Source organism: Cupriavidus sp. WGlv3 (assembly GCF_023952475.1).
GTDB classification, from domain to species: Bacteria; Pseudomonadota; Gammaproteobacteria; order Burkholderiales; family Burkholderiaceae; genus Cupriavidus; species Cupriavidus phytorum.
Genome location: NZ_JALHRX010000022.1, coordinates 57,380 through 81,842 on the forward strand (window position 1 = coordinate 57,380; position 24,463 = coordinate 81,842).

Sequence of the window (24,463 nt, forward strand, 5' to 3'; positions counted from 1 at the left end):
AACATCAAGATTTGCAGTGACAAAAAATTGATTGATAGTTTTTAAGTAAATTTCGAATATGAAAAATAAAATGATGCGTGTTCGGGAAGCGAGGCCTTTACTTACTGTAATTATTCCATTTCGCGCTGATCCAAAGTTGCCATATCTTATGGCAAGATTAGAAGATCAATGTTCGTCCTTCAAACGGCGTGATGATGTTGAGTTCATGGTCGTTGATTCGGGCTCCCCGATCGAGTATCGCGATCCGTGCCACATTATCTGCAAACGTCACGGAATCCGATATCTATATCACGATAGTGAGGGATCGGTCTTTTCCATTGGGGCGGCGCGAGATTATGGTGCATCTTTCGCGGAAGGAAGGGCAATAACTTTTTTGGACGTAGATCTTAGAGTTGCTGCTGATTTCTGGGATCGCCTGCTTATCCTAATGAAAAGTTATGGCATTTCAAAATATAAAAAAAGATTTCTCGCGATCCCTTGCCTTTATCTCACTGCTGACGGTACGGAGGAATTTGAGGCATCTGACCCTAATGTTAGGGCACTAGATTTCTATCTGCGATGGATGCATGGTGATTCTGGAGCAGTACAGAATCTAGCGCCATGTTCCTCGGTGATGATCGTCGACCGACTTCATTACCTGTCGGTTGGAGGCCATCGCCCAGAATTTAGAGGCCATGGCTATGAAGACTTTGAGTTGTATCACCGGCTTAGTAGTGAGTTGGGTCAGATACCTCGACCGGATGATTATTATCATGATTCAAAAAGTTGGGATATCGCTACATATCGAGGATTTCGATCTCAATTTTCATTGTTTGGGCGCCCGGCGCTGCTCGCAAATCTCATGGTTTTTCATCTCTGGCATCCGCGACCGAAAAGCAGTTCATTTTACGGTAGGATGGCCGAAAATAGAGAGATCTGGTTAGACTTCTTTAAGGATTTTGATAAAACGAGATTTCACCCGGAGCCGATAATTGATTCATCCGCGCTGTCCAAAAAAGTGCTTTTCTTTGGCAAGCAGAATACTAATGCGGCTAGAGTATTAAAGGATATAATTCCGCTTCTGGGTCAGTTGATGTATATGAGCGAATACGACCTTATCGATCAAGATGGGTTGGTCGATGAAGTCGCTTTTAAGAAGTTAATTGAGGGTCACGGAATCGGCTCAGTATTGTTTGCCAACCCGTACGGGAACCCAGCGCGACTACAAGCCTATGAGTGGTGCCGTCGCAACGACTTCCCATACCTTGTGTTTGAGCGCGGTGCGTTTCCGGATAGCTGGTTTCTTGATCCCCGTGGGTTCAATGCAGACTCCGAAAGTTATCGGCGGGAACTGTGGGACATGGCACTTACCGAGCATGAGTCTGAATCAATTAAGGCATATGTTGAGCGTCTCCTAACTGATGCGCCCGCACTTGAAAGTCAAGGCTCCCGACTTGGCGGGGAAGGGCTAGGCAGTCGTTTGGGTATTGGTGGCAAGAAGGTACTGTTCGTCCCCTTACAGCGACCCAGTGATACGGTGATTCAACACTTGAGGGGAAATTTGCCGTCATATGACGCATTTATCGAGTTCATCGATGAAGCTGCGGGTCTGTTGAAACGCGCTGGATGGGTCGTTCTGTGTAAAAAGCACCCATTAGAGACGGAAGCGCCGGAGTTAAAGAACGCATTATATGTGCCGAATGAAACTAACTTTTTGGATTTGCTAGAACTGTCGGATAGAGTTGCATTGATAAATTCCGGCGTTGGGCTCTATGCCATGGCTATGGGCAAACCCTGCTACATCTTCGGAAAAGCCTTTTATTCTATTCCTGGTGTCAATAGAGAAATTGCGTCACTGGATGTTGACGGATTTTTCTCTGATGTCACACTAGAGTCTTCGGTGAATATGGAGTTGGCTTATAGATTTCTTTATTATTTGGTTTTTAAATTCTACTCATTTGGTGTTCCTCGAACGGCGTTGCGAAAAGAGCGAGACGGATCAATGAGAAATTTGACCGTGGCGCTGGATTTCTATAATTTGAGAGTGCCGGGGGTAAAGGAAATTTCCTATGACTGGGACCACTATCCCATGATTTCAACGTCGGCGCCGATTTTCGAGCGGTATCAGCTATTCCTGCACGAAAAGAGACGGAAAATTTCGAAAGCGGCACCAGTTTCAATTGCTCATACTCCAGCCTCCAAGATTGCGCCCTCTGCTGTGTCTAAAATAGAAAATAAGGATAGAGCAATTGCTATATCAAAGGCTGTTATTGTTAATCGTAAAACTAATTTGAGCGAAAGGGAAAGGCGTGCCGCAAAATTGGCAAAGCTGCGACGAGATCCACATGCGTTTTTTCGGGATTCACGAATCGCAGCGCTTAGGCCGTTGAAAATATTTTGGCGAAATAAACAAGCTGCTACGATTGTGAAGTAATGGGTTATGGTTGGTTTGTTAGAGTGGTTGTAAAGGGTGGGTGGGGGTCTAGTTTTCGTGCTGTTGTTGCGGGTGGTTGGTGTAACCAGGTTATTTAAAATTAGTTATCGGGTGAATGTGGGATGGTAATCGATATTGGCGAAAATATTGAGGCGAATAATTCGAGCCCTTTTGTTCTTTTTGGGGGCGTGAATGTGCTTGAGTCACTGGATCTCGCTGTTGTTTCATGCGAGGAGTACATCCGTGTTACTCAAAAGCTCGGCATACCCTACGTCTTCAAGGCAAGTTTCGATAAAGCAAACCGTTCTTCTATTCACTCCTACCGGGGACCTGGTCTGGATGAAGGACTGAAGATTTTCGAAGCAGTGAAAGCGAAGTTTGGCGTACCCGTGATCACGGATGTCCACGAGCCTTGGCAAGCCCCATTGGTTGCCGAGGTCGTCGACGTCCTCCAACTACCCGCATTCCTCGCCCGCCAAACCGACCTCGTTGTCGCTTTGGCGAAAACCGGCAAGCCCGTCAACATCAAGAAGCCTCAATTCCTTAGCCCGACGCAGGTCGCCAACATCGTCGAAAAGTTCAAAGAGGCGGGCAACGATCAACTGATCCTTTGCGATCGCGGAACCTGCTTTGGCTACGACAACCTCGTCGTCGACATGCTCGGTTTCGGCGTGATGAAGCGGGTCACCAACGACATGCCGATCATTTTCGACGTCACGCATGCCTTGCAGCAGCGCGATCCTAATGGCGCCGCATCGGGTGGCAGGCGCCAGCAAGTCGTTGAACTTGCTCGTTCGGGCATGGCGGTCGGTCTGGCCGGCCTCTTCCTCGAGGCGCATCCGGACCCTGCCAACGCCAAGTGCGATGGACCGAGTGCCTTGCCGCTGGACAAGCTCGAACCATTTCTAACACAGGTGAAGGCAGTGGACGACCTGGTGAAGTCGTGTGCTCCGCTTCATATCGAATAGCAGTTTGGGGTCACCGGTGGGCAATGACCGGCACGCATAACATTAGGGAATGTGAGAGAACGATGACTGAAGTCATTGCATTGGCACGCAACGTCGTTGCCACCGAGATCCAGGCACTGGACCGCATGTCGGGGCGGATCGATTCGGGATTCGAGAAGGCGGTCGAAATCATTTTGCGTGCTCGCGGCCGCGTGGTGGTGGTCGGCATGGGCAAGTCCGGGCTGATCGGCAAGAAGATCGCCGCAACCATGGCGTCGACGGGTACGCCGGCGTTTTCCGTGCATCCGGGCGAAGCTTTCCATGGCGATCTCGGCATGATCAAGCCGATTGATGTCGTGCTGATGATCTCGAACAGCGGGGAAACGGAAGAACTGATCCGCATCCTGCCGTTTCTCGAGCATCAGCAGAATCCGGTTATCGCGATGACCGGAAAGGTGCATTCCACGCTGGCGCGGCACGCGGATGTGGTGCTGGACATCTCGGTCGAACGCGAAGCCTGCAATAACAACCTGGCACCGACCAGTTCCACCACCGCCACGCTGGTAATGGGCGATGCGCTCGCTGTGGTCCTTTCGGTCAAGCGGGGCTTCCAGCCCGAGGATTTCGCGCGATTCCACCCGGGCGGAAGCCTGGGCCGGAAACTCCTGACCCGCGTGACGGATGTCATGCACAAGGAGAACCTGCCGGTTTGTCGCCCGGATGCATCGTTCCGCGATGTAGTGCATGTCATCAACCGCGGCCGCCTCGGCATGGCGCTGGTGATGGAAGGCGAGCAACTGCAGGGCGTAATCACGGATGGCGACGTGCGCCGCGCGTTCGACTCCGACCGCGATTACAAGGCGATCATGGCCAGGCACATCATGTCCACCGATCCGAAGACCGCATCGCCGGGCGAACGCTTTGCCGATGCGGAAGCGCGGATCCATGCCGCCAGGATCGGCGCACTGGTGGTGAAAAACGAGTCGGATCGGGTCGTCGGCATCCTGCAAATCCACGATCTGGGAAGTGATGAGCCTGCCGTCTGAGGGCGCGATCGGCGTTCTTTCCCACGGCATTCGCCGAATTGAACACCTGTCTGCTTTCCTGGGCGAGCCGGTGGCCCTGGTGCATCCGTTGCGAGGCGCAGCGGTACCGCTGTCCGCCGTTGCCGCATGGGGGCGGCGGCCTACCGCCCGCAAGGCCCGGGCGTTCGCGAATTCCCGTGGCATCGAGCGCTTCCTGTGTCTCGAAGACGGCTTTCTGCGCTCGCTGTACCCCGGAGCGTCGTCGCCGACTTGTTCGCTGGTAGTCGATGATCGCGGCATCTATTACGACGCATCGCAGCCTTCCCGGCTGGACGAGCTGATTTCCACGCCGTTGCTGCCGTCCGAGCAGGCAAGGGCCTGGCAACTGATCGAACGCTGGCGAGACGCGGGGATCTCCAAGTACAACTATGCGCCGGCGCCGGCGCCGGCATCGCTGCCGGCACAGCCATACGTGCTTGTGGTTGACCAGACCGCGAACGATGCCTCGGTGCAGTTTGGCCTGGCAGACGGCGACAGTTTCCGCCGCATGCTCGAGTCAGCGTTGCAGGCATATCCGGATTGCACGATCCTGGTCAAGGAGCACCCAGAGGTCGCGCTCGGACGCAAACGTGGTTATCTCGGGCAGATCCTGGACCACGGCGGCTATCCGCGCGTGGAGCGGATCCAGGACGACGTCCACGTGGTGCCGCTGATCCGCGGCGCGCGGGCCGTCTTCGCCGTTACCTCGCAGGTCGGCTTCGAAGCGCTCCTGCATGGCAAGACGGTTCATACCTTTGGCATGCCTTTCTATGCCGGATGGGGCCTGACGATTGATGCATTGTCGGCCCCGGCGCGGCGGCATCCCGTTTCGGTGGAGCAACTGGCATTTGCCGCGCTGGTCCGCTACACGCGCTACGTCCAGCCACATACCGGAAGCCGTTGCGAGGTAGAAGACGCCATCGACTACCTGGCACTGCAGCGCCGGATGGCTCAGCAGTTTCCGCGGCGCCTGCATGCAATTGGCTTTTCCCGCTGGAAGCGGAAAATCCTGAAGGACTTCCTGCAAGGTCACGAGGTAATTTTCCATCGCGGTCTGCGATATGTACCGCAGGGCGCGTCGCTGCTGCGCTGGGGCCAGAGTGTCGACGCAACGGTGCGACCCGATCTGGCGGTGATCACGGTGGAGGATGGCTTCTTGCGTTCTGTTGGCCTGGGCGCGCAGCTGGTCCGTCCGCTGTCGTGGGTGTTTGATCGTTCCGGCATCTATTACGACGCGACCTCCGAGTCCGACCTGGAGCGACTGTTGGCGAGTGCCGAATTCGATGCCGCTACCCTTTCGCGCGCAGCGCGACTGCGCGAATCCATCATCCATGCCGGGCTCACCAAGTACAACGTCGGGTCAGGCAGCTGGACCCGGCCTGCAGGCGTTGGCCGGGTAATTCTGGTAGTCGGCCAGGTGGAGGCGGATGCGTCGCTGCTTTTCGGGGCACCTGGCATCCGCACCAACCGCGCGCTGCTCGAGGCGGTGCGCGCCGAGGTGCCTGGCGCGTATCTGGTCTATAAGCCCCATCCCGATGTCATGAGCGGCTTGCGCGGCAATCGCGACGAGGAAAAGGCGCTCGCCGCGCTGTGCGACGAACTGGTGACGGACTGTCCGATGGACCGGCTTATTGCCGCTGTCGATGGCGTCCATGTCCTGACCTCGCTTGCCGGGTTCGAGGCCATGCTCCGGGGCAAGCCGGTCACGACGCACGGTGCGCCGTTCTATGCCGGCTGGGGCCTCACGGATGACCGGTGCGAAACGCCACGTCGGCATCGTCGTCTTTCGCTCGACATGCTCGTTGCGGGTGCGCTGATCCTGTATCCGCGCTATGTCTTGCGCGATGGCAAGCACGGATTCGCGACGCCGGAAATTGTGGTGGACCACATCCTGTCGTGGCGCGATGAGGCACCAGCCCGTGCGTCGGGACTCCGGCGCCATTTGATTCAGTCGCTGCTGCGTCCATGGATCCGCTGGCGTGACGGCGCCGCCGGGCGAGACGGTCGGAGGTCCCGGGGAGCCGATCCTGCCGGTCTGGCGCATCCGCAGCATTGCACGGCGCATCGACGGGTATCTGCGCCAGAGCAATAAGACGCTGCAGAACAAAGACAGAATCACAAATAACAGAATACAAGAGCAGCACGAGGGTCGAGAAATGTTGTCGTTCAGGAAGCCATCCGGAAGTATCGACATCCCCAGTCTGTCGCAGGGAAGTGGAGGGGCCACTCCGCACGACGCTGCAGGGCCTGCCGCGACGGAGCCGGCGAGCCTGGAACAGATTGCCAGGCATCGCCGCATCCTGCTGCTACAAGGACCGAACGGCCCGTTCTTCGCGCGCCTGCGCGACCTGCTGACGGCCAAAGGCTGCCAGGTCACCAAAGTCAACTTCAACGGCGGCGACGATGCCTTCTATCGCCGCGGTGACATTGTCAGGTTCGTGCAGCCGATGGTGCTGTGGGAGGCGGTGCTCCGTAGCCTGGTTGCGGAGCGGCGTATCGACGCCATCGTGGTATTCGGCACCAGCCGTCGCCACCACCGCATTGCCGCGCGGGTGGCCGAGGCTCTGGGCATTGCATTGTGGGCGTTCGAAGAGGGCTACGTGCGTCCGGACTACATCACGCTGGAGTGCGGCGGCGTGAATGCGGATTCACCGCTTGACCTGCTTGGGATCCCGGAGATTCCGAAGGTCACGGTGCCGCCGAAGCCCCGCAAGTTCCGCCATTCGTTCCGCAAGATGGCGCTGTACTCGTTCTGGTACTTTGCCGGCGGCATGGCCGCTGCGAGCCGCTATCCGCATTACCAGCATCACAAGCCGTTCGGCGTGCACGAACTGGGGCAGTGGACACGGGCGGCATACCGCAAGCAGGTATATCGCTGGCAGGAGCGGTCGCTGCGCGAGCAGTTGCTGGCGAACGAGCATCCCCACTTTTTCCTGGCTCCGCTTCAGGTCTACAACGACAGCCAGATTCGGGTACATAGCCCCTGGCGCCGGATCGAGGATTTTATCGAGTGGACCGCGCATTCTTTTGCCGAGCATGCGCCGGCCGACAGCGTGCTGGTGTTCAAGCATCATCCGATGGATCGGGGCCATAGCGATTACGCAGCCTTTATTGAGGCATGCGCCGCACGCTTCGGTGCCAGCGGCCGCATCGTCTATATTCACGATGCCCACCTGCCATCGTTGATGCACCGTTGCATGGGATTGGTGACGGTGAACTCCACGACCGGTTTGCAGGCCTTGTTTCACCGTGTCCCCGTCATTGCGCTTGGCCGCTGCTTTTACGCCAAGCCCGGCCTGACTTACCAAGGGTCCCTGGATGCCTTCTGGAATGATCCAGGCGCTGTCGACATGCGGGTCTATGCGCGCTTTCGCAACTACCTGGTGCGGGTGTCTCAGATCAACTCGTCGTTCTATGCCGACGACATGCTGGTGCCTGTTCCGGAGCAGCGTCGCAAGGATCTGCAAAGGCGGAAACTGGCGCGTCTGCTGTTTGTCGCCGGCCTCGTCACCGCCGATGCCTATAGCGGCCGGGTCTGGGATATCAACGCAACCGTTAACGTACTGGCTGCGCTGCTGGTTGGATGAGCGATACGACCGGTGGGCCCGGCTGGTGCTGCGCATGACCAAGTCATTTCCTTGCCTCCGTCATACGTGTTCGTCGCGCCAGTCTTGCGCTGCCGATTCCATCACGAAGGCGGCAAGGCCAATCACTGCAAATAGAACAAGGCTGAGAACCAGCATGCGAGTCCTTTGTCGAGCGTTCAGCTCCTTGTTCTATTCAACGGCTCGCGCATGCCGGTCATAAATTGGAGGAAACCCGGATGTCAGTCAAATCTGCGTAGCAGTGAATCCCTGTCTTATTCGCGACCGGAAAGCTGCTGTGGGTGCCGACTGGATATTGTTTCAAAACTACAACAGTCAAGACGGTAGCATTGCCGAGCCGGTCCGGTCGGACGCTATCCGGCTGTCCCAGGTTTGATCTGCCGCTATACTGTCGGGCGCCCCGGCGCCCTTAGCGTTACCGGCTAGCCGGTCCACCCGCATTACCCCCGCTGCGCCCCCAGCCCCCATTCTTCGCCCCCACTCATCGCCATGAGAGAACGCATCGCCGGCTTCCTGCTGATGATCTTTATCGTCCCGTTGGCCGTCCTCGGATACCTCCTGATCGTCTATATCGGTTTTTTCGGCAAGACCGAGCGCGGCCGGGCAGGGGTGCGGGCGCTCGATCATTTCGTCAATGCGACGCTGCTCAACGGCTACGCCTGGGAGTCGGTGTCTTCGCACGCCTGGCGCGAGCAGCATCGCTGGTGGGCACGATTCATCATCTGGTTTACCGACAAGTTCCAGCAGGACCATTGCCGGCGCGCCAACAAGCGCGAGCAGCCGATCGTGGACCTGGTACTCAAGAAAAAGCTCCATCACCGGACGCAAGGATGAGCACTGCCGCTCAGGACAAGCCCGCGCAGGCTGCTTCGGCCAGCGTTAGGCGCCGCAAGGTCTATTACGTCAGCGGCTTCGATCCGCGTGGCGCGGCGTTCTATCACCGCCTGTATCGCGAAGAGTCCGCCAAGCAGGCCGTCCATCATGGCGGTTCGGTCGCCGTCGGTGCGCGCTCGCGGCTGGGTGAGCATGTCAGCGCCTGGAACGTCGACAGTGAATGGGATGGCCATTCGGTTTCCACGGAGTACCAGTTCCTGCATTGGGATGACCTGGTGCGTCGGCACTGGGAGCCGAGCCTGACGCTGCTGGTGCTGGCGACGCTCGCCAGCTATGCGCGCTATATCGGTTGCGGCGCGTTCGGCCGCCTGAGCAAGACCTTCCGCGGGCCATTTTTCAGTGCGTTGTATCCGCTGGTTTATCTGGCGCTGCTGCTGATGCTGTCGCTCGGTCTCGGGATTGGCGCCTCGGCGGCGCTGTCGGCGGTGGGAGTGCATGGATGGCTGGCGGTGACGGGCGGGATGGCCGCCGGTGCCGTGCTGTTCGGCGGCGGGGTTGCGCTGGCGAACCGGCTGGCGGTGTTCTGGCTGCTGCGGATCTACCGTTTCGTGCAGGCGTGGGGCGAGCGCGAGCCCGAGGATGTCCGGCAGCGCATCGATGCGTTTGCGGACTGGATCCGCCGTGACCTGGAGGCATCGCCCTGCGACGAGGCGCTGGTGGTGGGCCATAGCGTCGGCTCGATCGTCGGCGTGTCGCTGGCGGCGCGCCTGGCGGATGCGCTGACACCGGCGCAGCGCCGCGGCCTGACGCTGGTGACGCTGGGGCAGTGCATTCCGCTTTTGAGCCTGATGCCGTCGGCCGTTGCGTTCCGCCGCGACCTGCAGCGCCTGTCGGCGGAGCGTGAGATGCAGTGGCTGGACATGAACGCCCGTGCCGATTCGCTGTGTTTCTCGCAGGCCAATCCGCTCGAAATCTCGGGCATTGCCGGCGTGGCCGCGGGCCGGCCGACCGCGCAGGTGGTGCGCCCGTTCCGCATGTTCGGCAAGCAGGAATACGCGCGCATGAAGCGCAGCAAGCAGCGCCTGCATTTCCAGTACCTGATGGCAAGCGCCTTGCCTAACGAGTATGACTATTTCCGGATGACGGCCGGTCCGCGCCGCATCCAGCCTTTCTGATACCCGCCGTTCGCCCCCATGAATTTCCAGCCCCCGTACCCCAGGCCGCATGTGCGCAAGAGTTCGTTCCTGTTGCGCTTCCTGCGTGGCTGGAATTCCTGGATCGATGTGCTGTTCGAGCGCAGCTATTCGATGAAGATGGGCAAGATCTCGCAGCCCGGCATGGACATCTTCATGGTGAACGATGCCGACTGGGTGCGCCGGATTCTGGGGGATGCGCATGCGTATCCCAAGCACAAGCTGATGCACCGGATGCTCGAGCCGCTGCTGGGCACCAGCATCTTCACCACCAACGGTGGCCTGTGGGAACGGCAGCGCCGCCTGGTTGAGCCAGCGTTCGCGCAGGCGCGGCTCAGGCTCGTGTTCGCGCTGATGGCGGATTCGGTGTCGGGCATGACACAGCGCCTGGATGAGGTGGCGGACGGGCGTTCGTACGAGGTCGACGGCGAGATGACCTACGTGACGGCGGACATCATCTTCCGCACCATCCTGTCGGAAACGCTGGAGGAATCCGCGGCGAAGGAGATCTACGACGCCTTCCTGGAATTCCAGCATCACGCGCAACGGGCGATGATCCTGATGATCTACCGGTTGCCGCCGGTGTATTCGGCCTGGGCCAGCAAGCGCGCGGCGAAGAAGATCCGGTCGATCCTGTCGGGGATCATCGCGCGGCGGATGGCGGAGCGCGACAGCGGGCAGGGCGGTGCAAGGCAGGACATCCTCGCCGCCATGATGGATGCTGTCGATCCGGTCAGCGGCGATCGGTTTACCTATGAAGAGCTGGTGGACCAGGTCTGCATGCTGTTCCTGGCCGGGCACGAGACATCGGCCAGCGCGCTGACCTGGGCGCTTTATTTGATTTCGCAATGCCCGCACCTGCAGGACCAGATGCTGGCGGAGATCCAGGCCGCGGTGGGGGAACGGGATTTCGAGCTGAGCGATATCAAGCGCCTGCCGACCGTGGGCAATGTGTTCCGCGAAACGCTGCGCCTGTACCCGCCGGTGGGGTTCTTCGTGCGCGAGGCCGCGCAGTCGCAGTGCATCCGCGACAAGTCGGTCAAGGAAGGCTCGCCGATCCTGATTTCGCCGTGGCTGCTGCATCGGCACCGCGCGTTGTGGGAGCGGCCGGACGAATTCGATCCGGATCGTTTCGACACGCCGGCCGGCAAGGAGTCGTCGAAGTGCGCGTATATCCCGTTCAGCAAGGGGCCGCGCGTATGCATCGGCGCTGCCTATGCAACGCAGGAGGCCGTGCTGATACTCGCCAGCATCGTTCGCCGGTATCGCGTGGAAGCCGATCCGGGGCACGTGCCGAAGGTGGTGGGGCGCGTAACGATCCGTTCGGGCAACGGGGTGCGCGTCAGGCTGCAACGCCGCTGACCGGTGTTCTCGCGGCGGCTAGAACCCGCTGATCCGCAGGCCGATCGAGAACAACCCATAGGTCCGGTCAAGCCGGCTCGCGGTGACCGGGTTGTACAGCAGCGGCACATAACCCATCAGGCTGTTCTGCGCCCCTTGTCCGCGCACGAAGACGTCGACGTGCCGGTTGATCGCGTAAGACGCCTGCAGCAGCACGGTCTGGTTGAACTGGGTCTTGGCCGAGCCATAGGCCATGTAGCGATTGTCCAGTTCGCGGAAGAAGTACTGGACGTGGTAGCCCGCGGTCAGGCTCCATGCGCCCAGGCCCCAGCGCCATGAGCCGCCCGCGCCGACGAATGCGCCGCTGTCATTGAAACTGCTGCCGGCGTCGACGCCGACATCGGCGGCATTGAGGCGAAAGCCGCCGTTGGACACGGTGGCGCGGCCCACTCGGCATGGCGCCGCCAGCGTTCCGGTCGCCATGTTGTCGGCACCGACCCTGACGTTGTACAGGCAAGAGCCTTGCTTGAGCGTGCCCTGGATATCGCCAGCACGGACCCAGCTATAGCCGCCGCTGATAAAGCCGGTCAGGGACTGGCCCGGCCACGGCTGACCGGTGTAGACCAGATCGGCCTGCACCTGCGTGTCGTTCGGATGGGCGATGCTGTAGTCGGCGAGCTTGCTTCCCGGCATTGCGCCGGATTTGCGCAGGCTGCCGGTGTAGTTGCCCCAGGCCGACAGGCGCAACGTGAGCTTGCGGCCAGCGTCCGGCGTCGTGATCAGGCCATAGCTGGTCGACGCCAGCCAGCTGTCGATGCCGGCGGAGTCGTCGCCGTGGCTGAGGTGGCGGCGCCAGTAGCCTGCTTCCAGCGACCAGTCCGGCGACAGCTTGTAGCCGAGCCGCAGATGGCCGCCCTGGTAATGGGTGCCCATGTCGTACGCCGGTTCGGCGTAATAGCCCCGGGCCGCCGCCCCCACCGGTTCCGCGCTTAGCAGCGCATCCTCCATGGCGCCGAACGCCACTCCCGCTGGCGCCAGCATCATGGCGCCGATGCAGGCCCTCAGCCTGCGCTGAATCCTGGCGTCCATCTTTGTCCCCCGGTTGGCCTGTTGTTGTTCACTGTCGTGCCGGCCGCTGCGCCGTCTGTCGCGATGCTTGGCGTTAAATGAATGTTGGAAAGCGGCAGGACGATAGACAACCCGGGTTGGTACGCCAGCGCACGCATGGCAGTCCTTGTGGTGCGTAGCGTGGTAAAGCGGTGAGCCTTGACTTTAGCTCTTACGATATATATCGTAAGATATGTCTAGCGACATACAGGAGAGCTTCATGCATCACCACCACCCGCATCACCACGGCTTCGGCCCCCATCCGGACTTTCTCGGAAGGGCCCGCCATCTCATGATGCGCCTTGCCCCGCACGTAGCTCACCACGCCATGGGCCGAGGGCACGGCAGCTTCTGGGGCGGTCGCGACGATGACGCCTTCGGTCCAGGCGGGCCCGGCGGCTTCGACGAGGAAGGCTGGCGCCGCGGCCGCAAGTTCAGTGCGGACGACCTGCAATTGCTGCTGCTGTCGTTGCTGGAAGAAAAGCCCAGCCACGGCTACGAACTGATCAAGGCGCTGGAAACGCGCACCAACGGCTTCTACAAGCCCAGCCCCGGGGTGGTCTATCCCGCGCTGACCTACCTGGAAGAAGTCGGCTATGCCACCGTCGACACCGAAGGCAACAAGAAGCGCTACCAGTTGTCAGAGCCCGGCAAGGCGCACCTGGCGGCCAACCGCGAGCGGGTCGACGTGATGGTGGCGCGGCTGCGCCATGTGGCGCGCAAGATGGAGTGGATGCGCCGGGCGATGCGGGGCGAGCAGCAGCCCGAGCCGGAGCAGGGCGGCTGGCTGCCCGAGCTGATGCAGGCGCGCGCGGCACTGAAGCAGGCGCTGGTGATGCGCAGTGAAGCGGGTGCCGACGAGCAGCGCCGCATTGCCGCGATCCTGGCGCGCGCGGCGAAGGAAATCGAAGCGGGCCCGCAGGCCTGAACCATGGCGCTGACCCTGGCATCGGCCTTCGGCAATCGTGCCCGGCAGGCGCAGGGCGCGCAGACAAGGAATTCCGATATGACGACAAACGCTACCGAACCCGCACGCAACCTGACCGTCGAGCGCGTGCGCCATCCGCTGAAGATGCGCCTGCTGCAGGTGGTGCGCACCACGCAGGTCTCGCCGCAACTGCTGCGCGTGACGCTGGGCGGCGCCGACCTGCAGGACTTTGTCTCGGGGTCCTTCGACGATCACGTCAAGGTGTTTTTCCCGGCTGCCGGCGATGACAAGCCGGTGCTGCCGCGGGTCACCGCGGACGGCATTGCGTTTCCCGAGGGCGAGCCGCGCCCGGCGGCACGCGACTATACGCCGCGCCGCTACGATGCCGCGAAGCAGGAGCTGGACCTCGAATTCGTGCTGCATGGCGATGGCCCCGCGTCGACGTGGGCGACCCAGGCGCGGCCGGGCCAGTACCTGGGCGTGGGCGGGCCGCGCGGTTCGTTCGTGGTGCCGACGGGGTTCGACTGGCACCTGCTGGTCGGTGACGATACGGCGCTGCCGGCGATCGCGCGCCGGCTGGAAGAACTGGGTGCCGGCACCCATGCCATTGTCGTGGTGGAAGTGGGCGATGCCGCCGCGCAGATCCCGCTGCCGAGCGCCGCGAAGGCGGACGTGCACTGGCTGCATCGCGGCGATGCGCCGGAAGGCAGCCTGCTGGAAGGCGCGCTGCGCAAGCTGGCGCTGCCGCGTGGCGAGGGCTATGTGTGGGCCGCCGGCGAGGGCGCGGCGATGAAGACGGTGCGCCAGTACCTGGTCACGGAGCGCGGCATCGACAAGAAGCGCATCCGGGCCTCCGCCTACTGGAAGCGCGGGGCCTCGGCGGTGCACGAGACGCTGGACGACTGAGCAACGCGGGGCGGCACGGTGTACGCGGGCGATGTGTTGCCATAAGATGGCACGCATCGCTACTGTCCAAGGGGACTGCCGTGCTGACTGCATCCAGACCGTTGCGCGCTGCTGGCGCCGCGGCGGCATCCATAGCGTTGCTCGCCGCCTGTGCGCCGGACGCCGTGCGCAACCGCCAGGCCACCGACTTCAATGCCTATCTCGATTCGCTGCAGACCGCGTGCCCGAACATGATCGTCGGGACGAACAATATCAGCGAGTGGCTGCGCACCAGCGGCAGCCGCAGCGACGACGACTACGTCTACTGGCTGGACCAGACCTCGCGCCTGTACTACCAGCGCATCTCTGCGCAGCAGTACCGCGATTCGGTCAGTGCGGCGCTGGGTGGGCGCTCCGATTCCCCCGCGCTGGACTGCATCGTGCGCCATCTGCCCGCGAACCGGCCGACCGGTCTGCCGGGCGGCAGGCTCTAGGTCATCTGCACACGCCCGTTGTGCAATGGCCGCATCCCCGCTAACATGAGTCCCCGGCGCCGATAAGTTTGACAAAAGACAGCGGCTGCCGACGTCGCTCGGACGGTTCCGGGCGCTTACGTAAAGGACTCCCTCATGACTGCCGCTTCCTCCGGCAAGCGCCGCTTTGCGCGCATCGATCGCCTTCCCCCGTACGTTTTCAATATCACCGCCGAGCTGAAGATGGCCGCCCGCCGCCGTGGCGAGGACATCATCGACATGAGCATGGGCAATCCCGATGGCGCCACGCCGGCGCATATCGTGGCCAAGCTCACCGAAGCGGCGCAGCGGCCCGATACGCACGGCTATTCGGCATCCAAGGGCATTCCACGGCTGCGCCGCGCGATCTCGCACTGGTACCGCCAGCGCTATGACGTCGACATCGATGCGGATACCGAGGCCATCGTCACCATCGGCTCCAAGGAAGGCCTCGCGCACCTGATGCTGGCCACGCTGGATCGCGGCGACACGGTGCTGGTGCCCGATCCCAGCTATCCGATCCACATCTACGGCGCGGTCATCGCCGGGGCCGATATCCGCTCGGTGCCGCTGGTGCCGGGCATCGACTTCTTTGCCGAGCTGGAGCGCGCCATCCGCGGCAGCTATCCCAAGCCCAAGATGATCGTGCTGGGATTTCCGTCCAACCCGACGGCGCAGTGCGTGGAGCTGGACTTCTTCGAGCGCGTGATCGCGCTGGCGCGCAAGCACGACATCTTCGTGGTGCACGACCTAGCCTACGCGGATATTGTTTTCGACGGCTGGAAGGCACCGTCGATCATGCAGGTGCCGGGCGCGAAGGATATCGCGGTGGAATTCTTCACGCTGTCCAAAAGCTACAACATGGCGGGCTGGCGCGTGGGCTTCATGGTCGGCAACCCGGACCTTGTGGCGGCGCTGACGCGCATCAAGAGCTATCACGACTACGGCACCTTCACGCCGTTGCAGATCGCCGCCATTGCCGCGCTGGAAGGCGACCAGCAATGCGTGAGCGAGATCGCCGCGCAATACCAGTCGCGCCGCGACGTGCTGGCGCGCGGTCTGATCGAGGCGGGCTGGCCGGTGGAAATCCCGAAGGCCTCGATGTATATCTGGGCGCGGATTCCGGAACCCTACCGCGCGCTGGGCTCGCTGGAGTTCTCGAAGCAATTGCTGGCCAAGGCCAAGGTGTCGGTGTCACCGGGCATCGGCTTTGGCGACTATGGCGACGAGTACGTGCGCTTCGCGCTGATCGAAAATGAATCGCGCATCCGGCAGGCGGTGCGCGGCATCAAGGCGATGTTCCGGGCGGACGGTCTGGTGAAGCCATCGACGGGCCCACAGGCATGAACCCGCGCCGCGTTCAGTAGCGGCGCAGCGCCTCCAGGTCGAGCACATGTACGGCGCCGTGCTCGACCGCCAGCAAGCCTTCGCTCTCCAGCACCTTGAGCGCCGCATTGGCCCGCTGGCGCGAAATCCCCGCCAGCAGGCCCACTTCTTCCTGCGTCAGGTGCAGTGCCGGACCCAGGCCAGGGCATAGCACCGGATTGAACAGCGTCGCCAGCGCCCGCGCCACGCGGCCCTCGATGCCATGCAGCCGCTCATGCTCGACGGTGGCGATAAACAGGCCGAGCCGTTCGTTGAGCTGGTCGAGCAGGTAGCGGTTGAAGGGCAGGCTGGTTTCCTGCAACCAGCGGAAGGTGGCACCGGGCATGCATGCGATGCGGGAATCGCGCAGCGCCACCACGTCATAGCGCAGCGCCTCGCGCTTGAGCAGGGAACCTTCGCCGAGCCAGCCGCCGGCCGGCACGCCGGTAAGCGTGGCACGCTTGCCGGACGGCGAGGCGCAATGCACCTTGACCAGGCCGTCGGCAACGCCCAGCCAGCTGTCGGCCCGGTCGCCCTTGCGGATGACATAGGCGCCTTGCGGCACCGCGCGCTCGCGCAGTTCGGCGCGCACGCGGTCGCGTTGCTCCGGTGTCAGTGCCGCGGCCCAGGGGCTGCGCGCCAGCAGCGCGTCGAGGCTCACGGCAGCGCATCCGCTCAGTGGTGCAGGGCCAGCGGCTGCTCGCCCGGCGCCCACCACGGCCGGAACAGCGCCTGGACCCGGGCATCGTCCACCGCGTCATAGCTGGTGACGCGCCAGCGCGGCGCGTTGTCCTTGTCGACGATCAGCGCGCGCACGCCTTCGACGAAATCGCCTTGCGTGAAGGTGTTGACCACCACCGCCAGTTCCATGCGGAAGCAGTCGGCCAGGTCCATCCTGCGCCCGCGCAGCAGCAGCTCCCGCGTGGCGCACGCGGACAGCGGCGAACGGGTGCGCAAGACGTCGATGGTGCGGGTGGCCCATGCGGTGTAGGCGGGGTCGTCCTGGCAAGCCAGGTCGGCCAGGATCTCCGGCAGCGTGGCGTGCCCCGCGAAATGCTGCAGCAGCGCCGGCAGCACTTGCAGCAGCGGCGCTTCGGCGGCGCTGGCAACGGGCTCGCGGACCAGCGCGTGGCGCAGATCGGCCAGCGTGTCATGGCCCCATTCGATGCCGGCGAGGGTTTGCTCCAGTCCGGCGAGCGTGGCACTGTCTACCGCCGCATCGGCCAGTCCGCACAGCAAGGCGTCGGCCGCGCCGATGCTCACGCCGGTCAGTCCCAGGTAGAGCGCCAGCGGCACCGGCAGCTTCGACAGGAAGTGGCTGGCGCCGACATCCGGCACCAGGCCGATGCCGGTCTCGGGCATGGCCACGCGCGAGCGTTCGGTGACCAGGCGCAGGTGCGCGGCCTGTGCCAGGCCCATGCCGCCGCCCATGACGATGCCGTCCATCAGCGCCACCAGCGGCTTGGGGTAGCGGTGCAGGCGGTAGTCCAGCGTGTATTCGTCGATAAAGAAGCGCCGGTGCAGCGGCGTGCCGTCGCGATAGCTGTCGGTGAGCGCGCGGATATCGCCGCCGGCACAGAAGGCCTTGGGGCCCGCTCCGCGCAGCACCACCGCGCGGATGGCATCGTCAGTCGCCCAGGCTTCGACCTGCGCGCCCAGCGCGACCACCATCGGATACGACAGGGCATTGAGCTGGCGCGGCCGGTTCAGCGTGGCGATGCCGACGCCGTTGACCACCTGGAACAGCACCTCCGGCTCGGCCACGTCCAGGTTGGCGGCCTTGGTTTCTTCGGTCAGGCGCATGGCGCGCTCCTAGGCGTTGCGCCATTGCGGCGCGCGTTTCTCGAGGAAGGCATTGACGCCTTCGCGCTGGTCGGCATCGTCGAACAGGTCGACAAAGCGCTCGCGCTCCAGTGCCAGCGCGGCCTGGCGCGGCACGCCCTGGCGCGCCAGGTGCACCAGCCGCTTGCTGTGCGCGGCGGCACGCGGGCTGAGCTTGCCGGCGCGTTCGGCCATCGCCAGCGCCGTGGCAAGGGCCTGGCCGCGCGGCACGACTTCTTCCACCAGGCCAATGCGCAGCGCGGTGGCCGCGTCGACGCGCTCGTTGGTCAGGATCATGCGCTTGGCCCAGCCTTCGCCCACCAGCCACGGCAGCGTCTGCGTGCCGCAGCCGCACGGCAGCAGCCCCACGGCGGCTTCGGGCAGTGCCATCTGCGCCTGCTCCTCGGCGATGCGGATATCGCAGGCCAGCGCGCATTCCAGCCCGCCGCCCATGGCATAGCCGTTGATCGCGGCAATTACCACCGGACGCGCATTCTGCAGCGCTTCGAAGGCGTTGCCGAACTGCTGCGCCATCACGCGCGCGTGGGCGCGGTCGCCCTCGGCAAAGCCGTTCAGGTCGGCGCCGGCACTGAAGAACTTCTCGCCGGCCCCGGTGACGACCACGGCGCGGACTTCCGGGTTGGCATCGATCCTTGCCACCAGTTCGCGCAGCTGTTGCAGGCCTTCGGCGGTGAAGGCGTTGGCGGGCGGGCGGCTCAGCGTGAGCGTGGCGACGTGGCCGTGCAGGGCAAACTCGATCATTGCTGGTTCTCCTTGTCCGCAGCGGACAGGTACTGGCGGATCACGCCGGAGAAGTCGAGATGGCCGTCGCCGGCATGGCTCACCGCCTGGTAGACCTGCTGCGCCAGCGCACCGAGAAACAGCGGCTGCTTCACGCTGCGCGCGGCGTCCGTGGCCAGGCCCAGGTCCTTCAGCATCAGGTCGGCGCCAAAGCCGCCGCTGTAGCCGCGCCCGGCCGGCGCGGTCTCGATCACGCCGGGCCACGGGTTGCAGGTATCCGAAGCCCAGCAGCGCCCGGTGGAAGTATTGACGATGCCCGCCAGCACATTGGCATTGATGCCGAGCTTGACCCCCAGCGCCATCGCCTCCGAGACGCCGATCATGGAGATGCCCAGGATCAGGTTGTTGCAGATCTTGGCGACCTGGCCGGTGCCGGTGCCGCCGCAATGGACCAGGTTGCGGCCCATGCCGGCCAGGACGGGCCGCACCTGCGCGAACAGCGCTTCGGAGGCGCCGACCATGAAGGTCAGCGTGCCGGCCTGCGCGCCGACGGTGCCGCCGGAGACCGGGGCATCGGCCAGCGCATTGCCGCGCGCCTCGGCGGCGGCGGCCAGTTCACGCACGGTGGCGGGATCGATGGTGCTGGAGTCGACCAGCGGCACGCCGGGCCGCACCCCGGCCAGCACGCCGTCTTCGCCCAGGTAGGCGCTGCGCACGTGCGCGGCCGCCGGCAGCATGGTGATGACGAAATCCGCCTCGGCCACGGCCTTGCGCGCCGAGTCCGCGCTGCCCGCGCCGTCGGCGCACAGCGAGGCCACCGTGGCGGCGTTCAGGTCGAATACGGTCAGCGTGTGGCCGGCCTTGAGCAGGTTGCGCGCCATGGGCGCGCCCATGTTGCCCAGGCCGATGAAGGCGATATGCATGGGTGTCTCCTTCCGTGTCGTTTTTGAATGCCGCCCGATTACTTCAGGCTGATGGTGGTATTCACCCCATCATTGACCGTGGCATCGTCAAACCACCGAGCCGTCACCGTCTTGGTCTGGGTGTAGAACTGCACCACCTGCTTGCCGTACGGCCCCAGGTCGCCCAGCTTGGAGCCGCGCGAGCCGGTGAAGCTGAAGTAGGGCACCGGTACCGGGATGGGGATGTTGATGCCAACCTGGCCGACATCGATCTCGCTCTGGAACTTGCGCGCCGCGGCGCCGCTCTGCGTGAACACGCCGGTGCCGTTGCCGAACGGGTTGCGGTTGACCAGCGCGATGGCGTCGTCCAGCGTGTCGACGCCGATTACCACCAGCACCGGGCCGAAGATCTCTTCGGTGTAGATCGACATGTCGGTCTTCACCTCGGTGAAGATGGTCGGGCCGATGAAGTTGCCCTGCGGGTATCCCGGAACTTCCACGCCGCGACCGTCCATCACCAGCGTGGCGCCTTCGCGCTCGCCGGCGGCGATCAGGCCGAGGATGCGTTCCTTTGCCGCGACCGAAACCACCGGGCCGACATCGGTGCCCGGCTCGGCGCCGGCGCCGACCTTGAGCGTCCTGGCGCGCGCCACCAGGTCGGGCACCCAGTCACGCGCCGCGCCCACCAGCACCACCACCGAAGTCGCCATGCAGCGCTGCCCGGCCGCGCCGAAGCCGGCGCCCGCCAGCGCATTGAGGGTCTGTTCCTTGTGCGCGTCGGGCAGCACCACCGCGTGGTTCTTGGCGCCCATCATCGACTGCACGCGCTTGCCGTGCGCGCCGGCGAGGTTGTAGACATGGGTGCCGACGGCGGTGGAGCCGACGAACGACACCGCCTTGATGTCCGGGTGCGTGCACAGCGCATCGACCACGTCCTTGGCGCCGTGCACCACGTTCAGCACGCCCGGCGGCACGCCGGCTTCCAGCGCCAGCTTGACCAGCTCCATGGTCGACAGCGGATCCTGCTCGGACGGCTTGAGCACGAAAGTATTGCCGCAGACGATCGCCATCGGGAACATCCACAGCGGGATCATCGCCGGGAAGTTGAACGGGGTGATGCCGGCGCAGACGCCGATCGGCTGCTGCAGCGTGTAGGTGTCGACGGTGGCGGCGACGTTCTCGGCGAAGCCGCCTTGCTGCAGCGTGCCAATGGAGCAGGCGTGCTCGACCACCTCCAGCCCGCGGAAGATATCGCCTTCGGCATCGGCCAGGGTCTTGCCCTGCTCGGCGGTCAGGATCGCGGCGATACGCTTGCTGTGCTCGCGGATCAGCGCCTGGAAGCGCAGCATGACGCGCAGCCGCGCGCCGATCGGCGTGTGGCGCCAGCTAGCAAAGGCGCGGTGCGCGGCGCCCACGGCTGCCGCGACTTCGCTGGCGGTGGCGAGCGGCACGCGCGCCAGCACTTCCTGCGTCGCGGGGTTGACCACGTTGCGGAATTCGGTGGCGGACGAGTCCACCCATTCGCCGTTGATCAGCAGCGGTACGGTCGGCACGGCAGTGGCGGTGTTGGGCACGGCAGTCATGGTTGTCTCCGGAGGGTGTTGTTCTGCAGGGGAAGAAGGGTCAGAGGCTGCGCGCGATCAGCATGCGCTGGATCTCGCTGGTGCCTTCGTAGATCTGGGTAATGCGGGCGTCGCGGTAATGGCGCTCGACCGGATAGTCTTCGAGGTAGCCATAGCCGCCGTGGATCTGCAGCGCCTTCGAGCACACGCGCTCGGCCAGCTCCGACGCATACAGCTTGGCCTGCGAGGCTTCGGACAGGCACGGCACCCCCTCGCTGCGCATGCGCGCGGCACGATGCACCAGCAGCCGCGCGGCATTCAGTTCGGTGGCCATGTCGGCCAGCATGTTGGCGATGGGAGGATGCTCGCGCAGCGCGCGGCCGAACTGGATGCGCTCGGACGCGTAGCGGCATGCGGCCTCGAATGCCGAGCGGGCGATGCCGATCGCCTGCGCGGCGATGCCGATGCGTCCGCCCTCCAGGTTGGACAGCGCGATGCGCAGGCCCTCGCCGGGCTCGCCCAGCAGCGCGTCGTGCGGGACCATGCAGTCTTCCAGCGTGATGGCGCAGGTGTCCGAGGCGCGGATGCCCAGCTTCTTTTCCGGTGCGTGCACGATAAAGCCGGGGGTGTCGGTGGGCACCAGGAACGCCGAGATGCCTTTCTTGCCGCGCTCCGGCTCGGTCGCGGCAAACACCACCGCCACGCCCGCGCGCTGGCCGTTGGTGACGAACTGCTTGCTGCCGTTGAGCACCCAGCCGTTGTCGGTAAAGCGGGCGCGGGTGCGCAGGTTGTGCGCTTCGGAGCCGGCCTGCGGCTCGGTCAGGCAGAACGCGCCGATCAGCTCGCCGCTGGCCAGCCGGGCCAGGTAGCGTTCCTTCTGCGCATCGGTGCCGTAATGCAGGATCGGCCCGCAGCCTACCGAGTTGTGCACGCTCATCATCGTAGCGCAGGCGGCGCAGCCGGCGGCGATCTCTTCGATGGCGAGCGCGTAGGCGACATAGTCGGTATAGGTGCCGCCCCATTCCTCTGGCACGATCATGCCCAGTAGCCCCAGCGCGCCCATTTCGGCGACGACCTCGTCGGGAAGGCGGCCGTCGCGGTCCCATTGCGCGGCGCCGCCGGCCAGCCGCTCGGTGGCAAAGGCGCGCACGCTGTCGCGGATCATGGTTTGCTCTTCGGTGTAGTCGCTGTGCATGGCAGATTGGGTTGGCGTTTGGAGCCGCGCTGCAACTCAGGCAGAATGCGCGCTCGGCGTTTGACCTGCGGGCAGTGTAGGAACGCCCGGGGCCGGCTCCTATGCCAAAATCCGCCAATCTTCGTGAACTCGTTTGCCACCCGCCAGCGCCATGGAAAAAGGCAGTGTCGCCATCTGTTTCGTCCACCACGCCATTGCGGGACTGCGTGCGCGCGGCATCGACCCCGATCCGGTGCTGCGCAGCGCCGGCATTGCCCCGGCGCTGCTGACCGTGCCGCAGGCGCGGGTTTCGGCTGCCAGCTACAGCGAACTGTGGCTGGCGGTGGCCGCGGCGCTGGACGACGAGTTCTTCGGCCAGGATTCGCGCAGCATGAAGTGCGGCAGCTTTGCCATGCTGTGCCATGCGGTGGCGGGCAGCCGCACGCTGGCGCAGGCTCTGGAGCGCATCACGCGGTACTTCCGGCTGCTGCTCGACGATATCGGCGTGCGGCTGGAGCGCCACGGCGACGAGGCCGCGCTGGTGCTGACTACGCCCAGCGCGCACCTGGGGCGGCAGCCCGGCGTGTTTGCGCAGGAAACCATGCTGATCATGCTGCATGGCCTGATGAGCTGGCTGCTGCGGCGGCGCGTGCCGGTGCGGCTGGCGGCGTTCGCCTATGCCGAGCCACCGTACAGCGCGGAGTATCGCGTCATGTATTCGCGCCAGCTGGCCTTCGCGCAGCCGGCCACGGCGCTGGTATTCGACGCGGCGCTGCTGGATCAGCCGGTGCGCCAGGACGAGCGCAGCCTGAAGGCGTTCCTGCGCGATGCGCCGCACAACGTGGTGGTCAAGTATTCGGACCGCAGCAGCATGGGTGCGCGCGTGCGCAGGCTGCTGCGCAACCAGAGGCCGGATGTGTGGCCGACCTTCGAAGACCTGGCCGTCAGCCTGAACCTGTCGGCATCGTCATTGCGGCGCCGGCTGATGGAGGAGGGCGTGAGCTACCAGGACCTGAAGGATGCGCTGCGGCGCGACCTGGCGATCGAAGCGCTCAGCCATTCCGGGCGCGCGGTCGCGGATATCGCGGCCGAACTCGGCTTTGCCGAGCCCGGCGCGTTCCACCGGGCCTTCCGGCGCTGGACCGGATCGCGCCCGGGGGCCTACCGCCGCGTGGCGGAAGGCTGAGTGCGCGGCTACAGCTGCGTGGCGTGGTGCCGGATGTGATCGGCGATAAAGCTGGTGATGAAATAGTAGCCGTGGTCGTAGCCGCTGTGCCGGCGCAGCGTCAGCGGCTGGCCCACGGCCTGGCAGGCCGCGGCGAATGCGTCCGGATGCAGCTGGCTTTGCAGGAACTGGTCGTCCAGGCCCTGGTCGACCAGGATGCCGGCCGGGAACGGCGCCGCTTGCTGTCGTGCCATCAGCTCGCTCGCGTCATGCTGCGCCCAGGCGGCGCGGTCGCTGCCGAGGTAGCCGGTAAAGGCCTTCTCGCCCCACGGGCAGCGCGACGGCGCGGCGATTGGCGCGAACGCCGACACCGAGCGGAAGCGCTGCGGATGGCGCTGCGCCAGCACCAGCGCACCGTGCCCGCCCATCGAATGCCCGAAGATGCCGACGCGCGCGGCATCGCCCGGCAACGCACTGGTCACCAGTTCGAACAGTTCGTCGGCGACGTAGCTTTCCATGCGCCAGTGCTTGTGCCACGGTGCCTCGGTGGCATCGAGATAAAACCCCGCGCCCACTCCAAAGTCCCACGCATCCGCTTCGCCGGGCAGGGCCGCGCCGCGCGGACTGGTATCCGGTGCCACCAGCATCAGGCCGTGCTCGGCGGCAAAACGCTGGGCGCCGGCCTTGATCATGAAGGTCTCTTCGGTGCAGGTCAGGCCGGCCAGGTAGAACAGCACCGGCACCCGTGCGCCGGCCTGCGCCTGCGGCGGCAGGTAGACCGAGAAACGCATCTGCAGCCCGATTGCGGCCGAGTCATGACGATAGAAGCGCTGCATGCCGCCGTGGCAGCCATGTTGAGAGATCAGTTCCATGTCGGCGCCGTCCTCAGTACAACACCACGGAA

Annotated in this window: 21 protein-coding genes; 13 read left to right on the forward strand and 8 right to left on the reverse strand. The window is 63.8% G+C overall.

Features of this window, described 5'->3' with window-relative positions:
* Window positions 1-58 precede the first annotated feature (58 nt).
* From MKD38_RS26185 to MKD38_RS26220, 8 genes are all read left to right on the forward strand, one after another.
* A complete protein-coding gene (locus MKD38_RS26185) occupies window positions 59-2,413 on the forward strand; it encodes a capsular polysaccharide export protein, LipB/KpsS family (RefSeq protein ID WP_252681611.1) in 2,355 nt (784 codons plus the stop codon).
* A 122-nt stretch (window positions 2,414-2,535) separates the two neighbouring features.
* Entirely contained in the window at window positions 2,536-3,381 is an 846-nt protein-coding gene (kdsA, locus tag MKD38_RS26190; protein ID WP_252681614.1) for a 3-deoxy-8-phosphooctulonate synthase, read from the forward strand.
* Between the two features lie 62 nt (window positions 3,382-3,443).
* Window positions 3,444-4,406 (forward strand): KpsF/GutQ family sugar-phosphate isomerase, encoded by a 963-nt coding sequence (locus MKD38_RS26195; RefSeq protein ID WP_252681616.1) that lies wholly within the window; start codon window positions 3,444-3,446, stop codon window positions 4,404-4,406.
* Window positions 4,390-6,516, forward strand: a complete 2,127-nt coding sequence (locus MKD38_RS26200) for a capsule polysaccharide biogenesis protein (protein WP_252681618.1) — start codon at window positions 4,390-4,392, stop codon at window positions 6,514-6,516. The genes MKD38_RS26195 and MKD38_RS26200 overlap by 17 nt, the downstream gene beginning before the upstream one ends.
* Window positions 6,404-8,011, forward strand: a complete 1,608-nt coding sequence (locus MKD38_RS26205; protein ID WP_252681620.1) for a capsule polysaccharide biogenesis protein — start codon at window positions 6,404-6,406, stop codon at window positions 8,009-8,011. Before MKD38_RS26200 ends, MKD38_RS26205 begins: the two co-directional genes overlap by 113 nt.
* Before the next feature lie 507 nt (window positions 8,012-8,518).
* The gene (locus tag MKD38_RS26210; protein ID WP_252681622.1) at window positions 8,519-8,863 is read left to right on the forward strand and encodes a hypothetical protein; all 345 of its coding nucleotides are present in this window, start codon (window positions 8,519-8,521) and stop codon (window positions 8,861-8,863) included.
* A complete protein-coding gene (locus MKD38_RS26215) occupies window positions 8,860-10,038 on the forward strand; it encodes a hypothetical protein (protein WP_252681624.1) in 1,179 nt (392 codons plus the stop codon). The genes MKD38_RS26210 and MKD38_RS26215 overlap by 4 nt, the downstream gene beginning before the upstream one ends.
* Before the next feature lie 18 nt (window positions 10,039-10,056).
* Window positions 10,057-11,418, forward strand: coding sequence for a cytochrome P450 (locus MKD38_RS26220; protein ID WP_252681626.1), 1,362 nt, complete (start codon window positions 10,057-10,059; stop codon window positions 11,416-11,418).
* A gap of 18 nt (window positions 11,419-11,436) precedes the next feature.
* On the opposite strand, the gene MKD38_RS26225 is transcribed toward MKD38_RS26220, so the two are convergent.
* The gene (locus tag MKD38_RS26225; RefSeq protein ID WP_252681628.1) at window positions 11,437-12,486 is read right to left on the reverse strand and encodes a hypothetical protein; all 1,050 of its coding nucleotides are present in this window, start codon (window positions 12,484-12,486) and stop codon (window positions 11,437-11,439) included.
* Window positions 12,487-12,724: 238 nt separating this feature from the next.
* Here MKD38_RS26225 and MKD38_RS26230 point away from each other — a divergent pair, with 238 nt between their 5' ends.
* The 4 genes from MKD38_RS26230 to alaC all read left to right on the forward strand — a co-directional run bounded on the left by MKD38_RS26230 (window position 12,725) and on the right by alaC (window position 16,176).
* Window positions 12,725-13,432, forward strand: a complete 708-nt coding sequence (locus tag MKD38_RS26230; RefSeq protein WP_252681630.1) for a PadR family transcriptional regulator — start codon at window positions 12,725-12,727, stop codon at window positions 13,430-13,432.
* Between the two features lie 78 nt (window positions 13,433-13,510).
* The gene (locus tag MKD38_RS26235; protein WP_252681632.1) at window positions 13,511-14,338 is read left to right on the forward strand and encodes a siderophore-interacting protein; all 828 of its coding nucleotides are present in this window, start codon (window positions 13,511-13,513) and stop codon (window positions 14,336-14,338) included.
* 80 nt (window positions 14,339-14,418) lie between these two features.
* Entirely contained in the window at window positions 14,419-14,811 is a 393-nt protein-coding gene (locus MKD38_RS26240) for a hypothetical protein (RefSeq protein ID WP_252681634.1), read from the forward strand.
* A 135-nt stretch (window positions 14,812-14,946) separates the two neighbouring features.
* Window positions 14,947-16,176 carry an alanine transaminase gene (gene alaC, locus MKD38_RS26245; RefSeq protein WP_252681636.1) on the forward strand — a complete coding sequence of 410 codons (1,230 nt, stop codon included), beginning with the start codon at window positions 14,947-14,949 and terminating at the stop codon, window positions 16,174-16,176.
* Between the two features lie 13 nt (window positions 16,177-16,189).
* On the opposite strand, the gene MKD38_RS26250 is transcribed toward alaC, so the two are convergent.
* Genes MKD38_RS26250 through MKD38_RS26275 form a run of 6 tightly spaced genes read right to left on the reverse strand, consistent with a single transcriptional unit; the run spans window position 16,190 to window position 22,415 of the window.
* On the reverse strand, window positions 16,190-16,855 hold the full coding sequence (locus MKD38_RS26250; RefSeq protein WP_252681638.1) for a Crp/Fnr family transcriptional regulator: 666 nt from the start codon (window positions 16,853-16,855) through the stop codon (window positions 16,190-16,192).
* Between the two features lie 14 nt (window positions 16,856-16,869).
* Window positions 16,870-17,997, reverse strand: a complete 1,128-nt coding sequence (locus tag MKD38_RS26255; protein ID WP_252681640.1) for an enoyl-CoA hydratase/isomerase family protein — start codon at window positions 17,995-17,997, stop codon at window positions 16,870-16,872.
* Between the two features lie 9 nt (window positions 17,998-18,006).
* Window positions 18,007-18,777 (reverse strand): enoyl-CoA hydratase, encoded by a 771-nt coding sequence (locus MKD38_RS26260; RefSeq protein ID WP_252681642.1) that lies wholly within the window; start codon window positions 18,775-18,777, stop codon window positions 18,007-18,009.
* Window positions 18,774-19,679, reverse strand: a complete 906-nt coding sequence (mmsB, locus tag MKD38_RS26265; RefSeq protein ID WP_252681645.1) for a 3-hydroxyisobutyrate dehydrogenase — start codon at window positions 19,677-19,679, stop codon at window positions 18,774-18,776. Before mmsB ends, MKD38_RS26260 begins: the two co-directional genes overlap by 4 nt.
* 38 nt (window positions 19,680-19,717) lie before the next feature.
* Window positions 19,718-21,241 (reverse strand): CoA-acylating methylmalonate-semialdehyde dehydrogenase, encoded by a 1,524-nt coding sequence (locus MKD38_RS26270; protein WP_252681648.1) that lies wholly within the window; start codon window positions 21,239-21,241, stop codon window positions 19,718-19,720.
* Between the two features lie 40 nt (window positions 21,242-21,281).
* Window positions 21,282-22,415 (reverse strand): acyl-CoA dehydrogenase family protein, encoded by a 1,134-nt coding sequence (locus MKD38_RS26275; protein ID WP_252681651.1) that lies wholly within the window; start codon window positions 22,413-22,415, stop codon window positions 21,282-21,284.
* Between the two features lie 151 nt (window positions 22,416-22,566).
* On the opposite strand from MKD38_RS26275, the gene MKD38_RS26280 reads away from it, so the two are divergent.
* On the forward strand, window positions 22,567-23,580 hold the full coding sequence (locus tag MKD38_RS26280) for an AraC family transcriptional regulator (protein WP_252681653.1): 1,014 nt from the start codon (window positions 22,567-22,569) through the stop codon (window positions 23,578-23,580).
* Window positions 23,581-23,588: 8 nt separating this feature from the next.
* Here the strand turns inward: MKD38_RS26280 and fghA are convergent, their stop codons facing one another.
* On the reverse strand, window positions 23,589-24,431 hold the full coding sequence (gene fghA / locus MKD38_RS26285) for an S-formylglutathione hydrolase (RefSeq protein ID WP_252681659.1): 843 nt from the start codon (window positions 24,429-24,431) through the stop codon (window positions 23,589-23,591).
* Window positions 24,432-24,463: the final 32 nt, after the last annotated feature.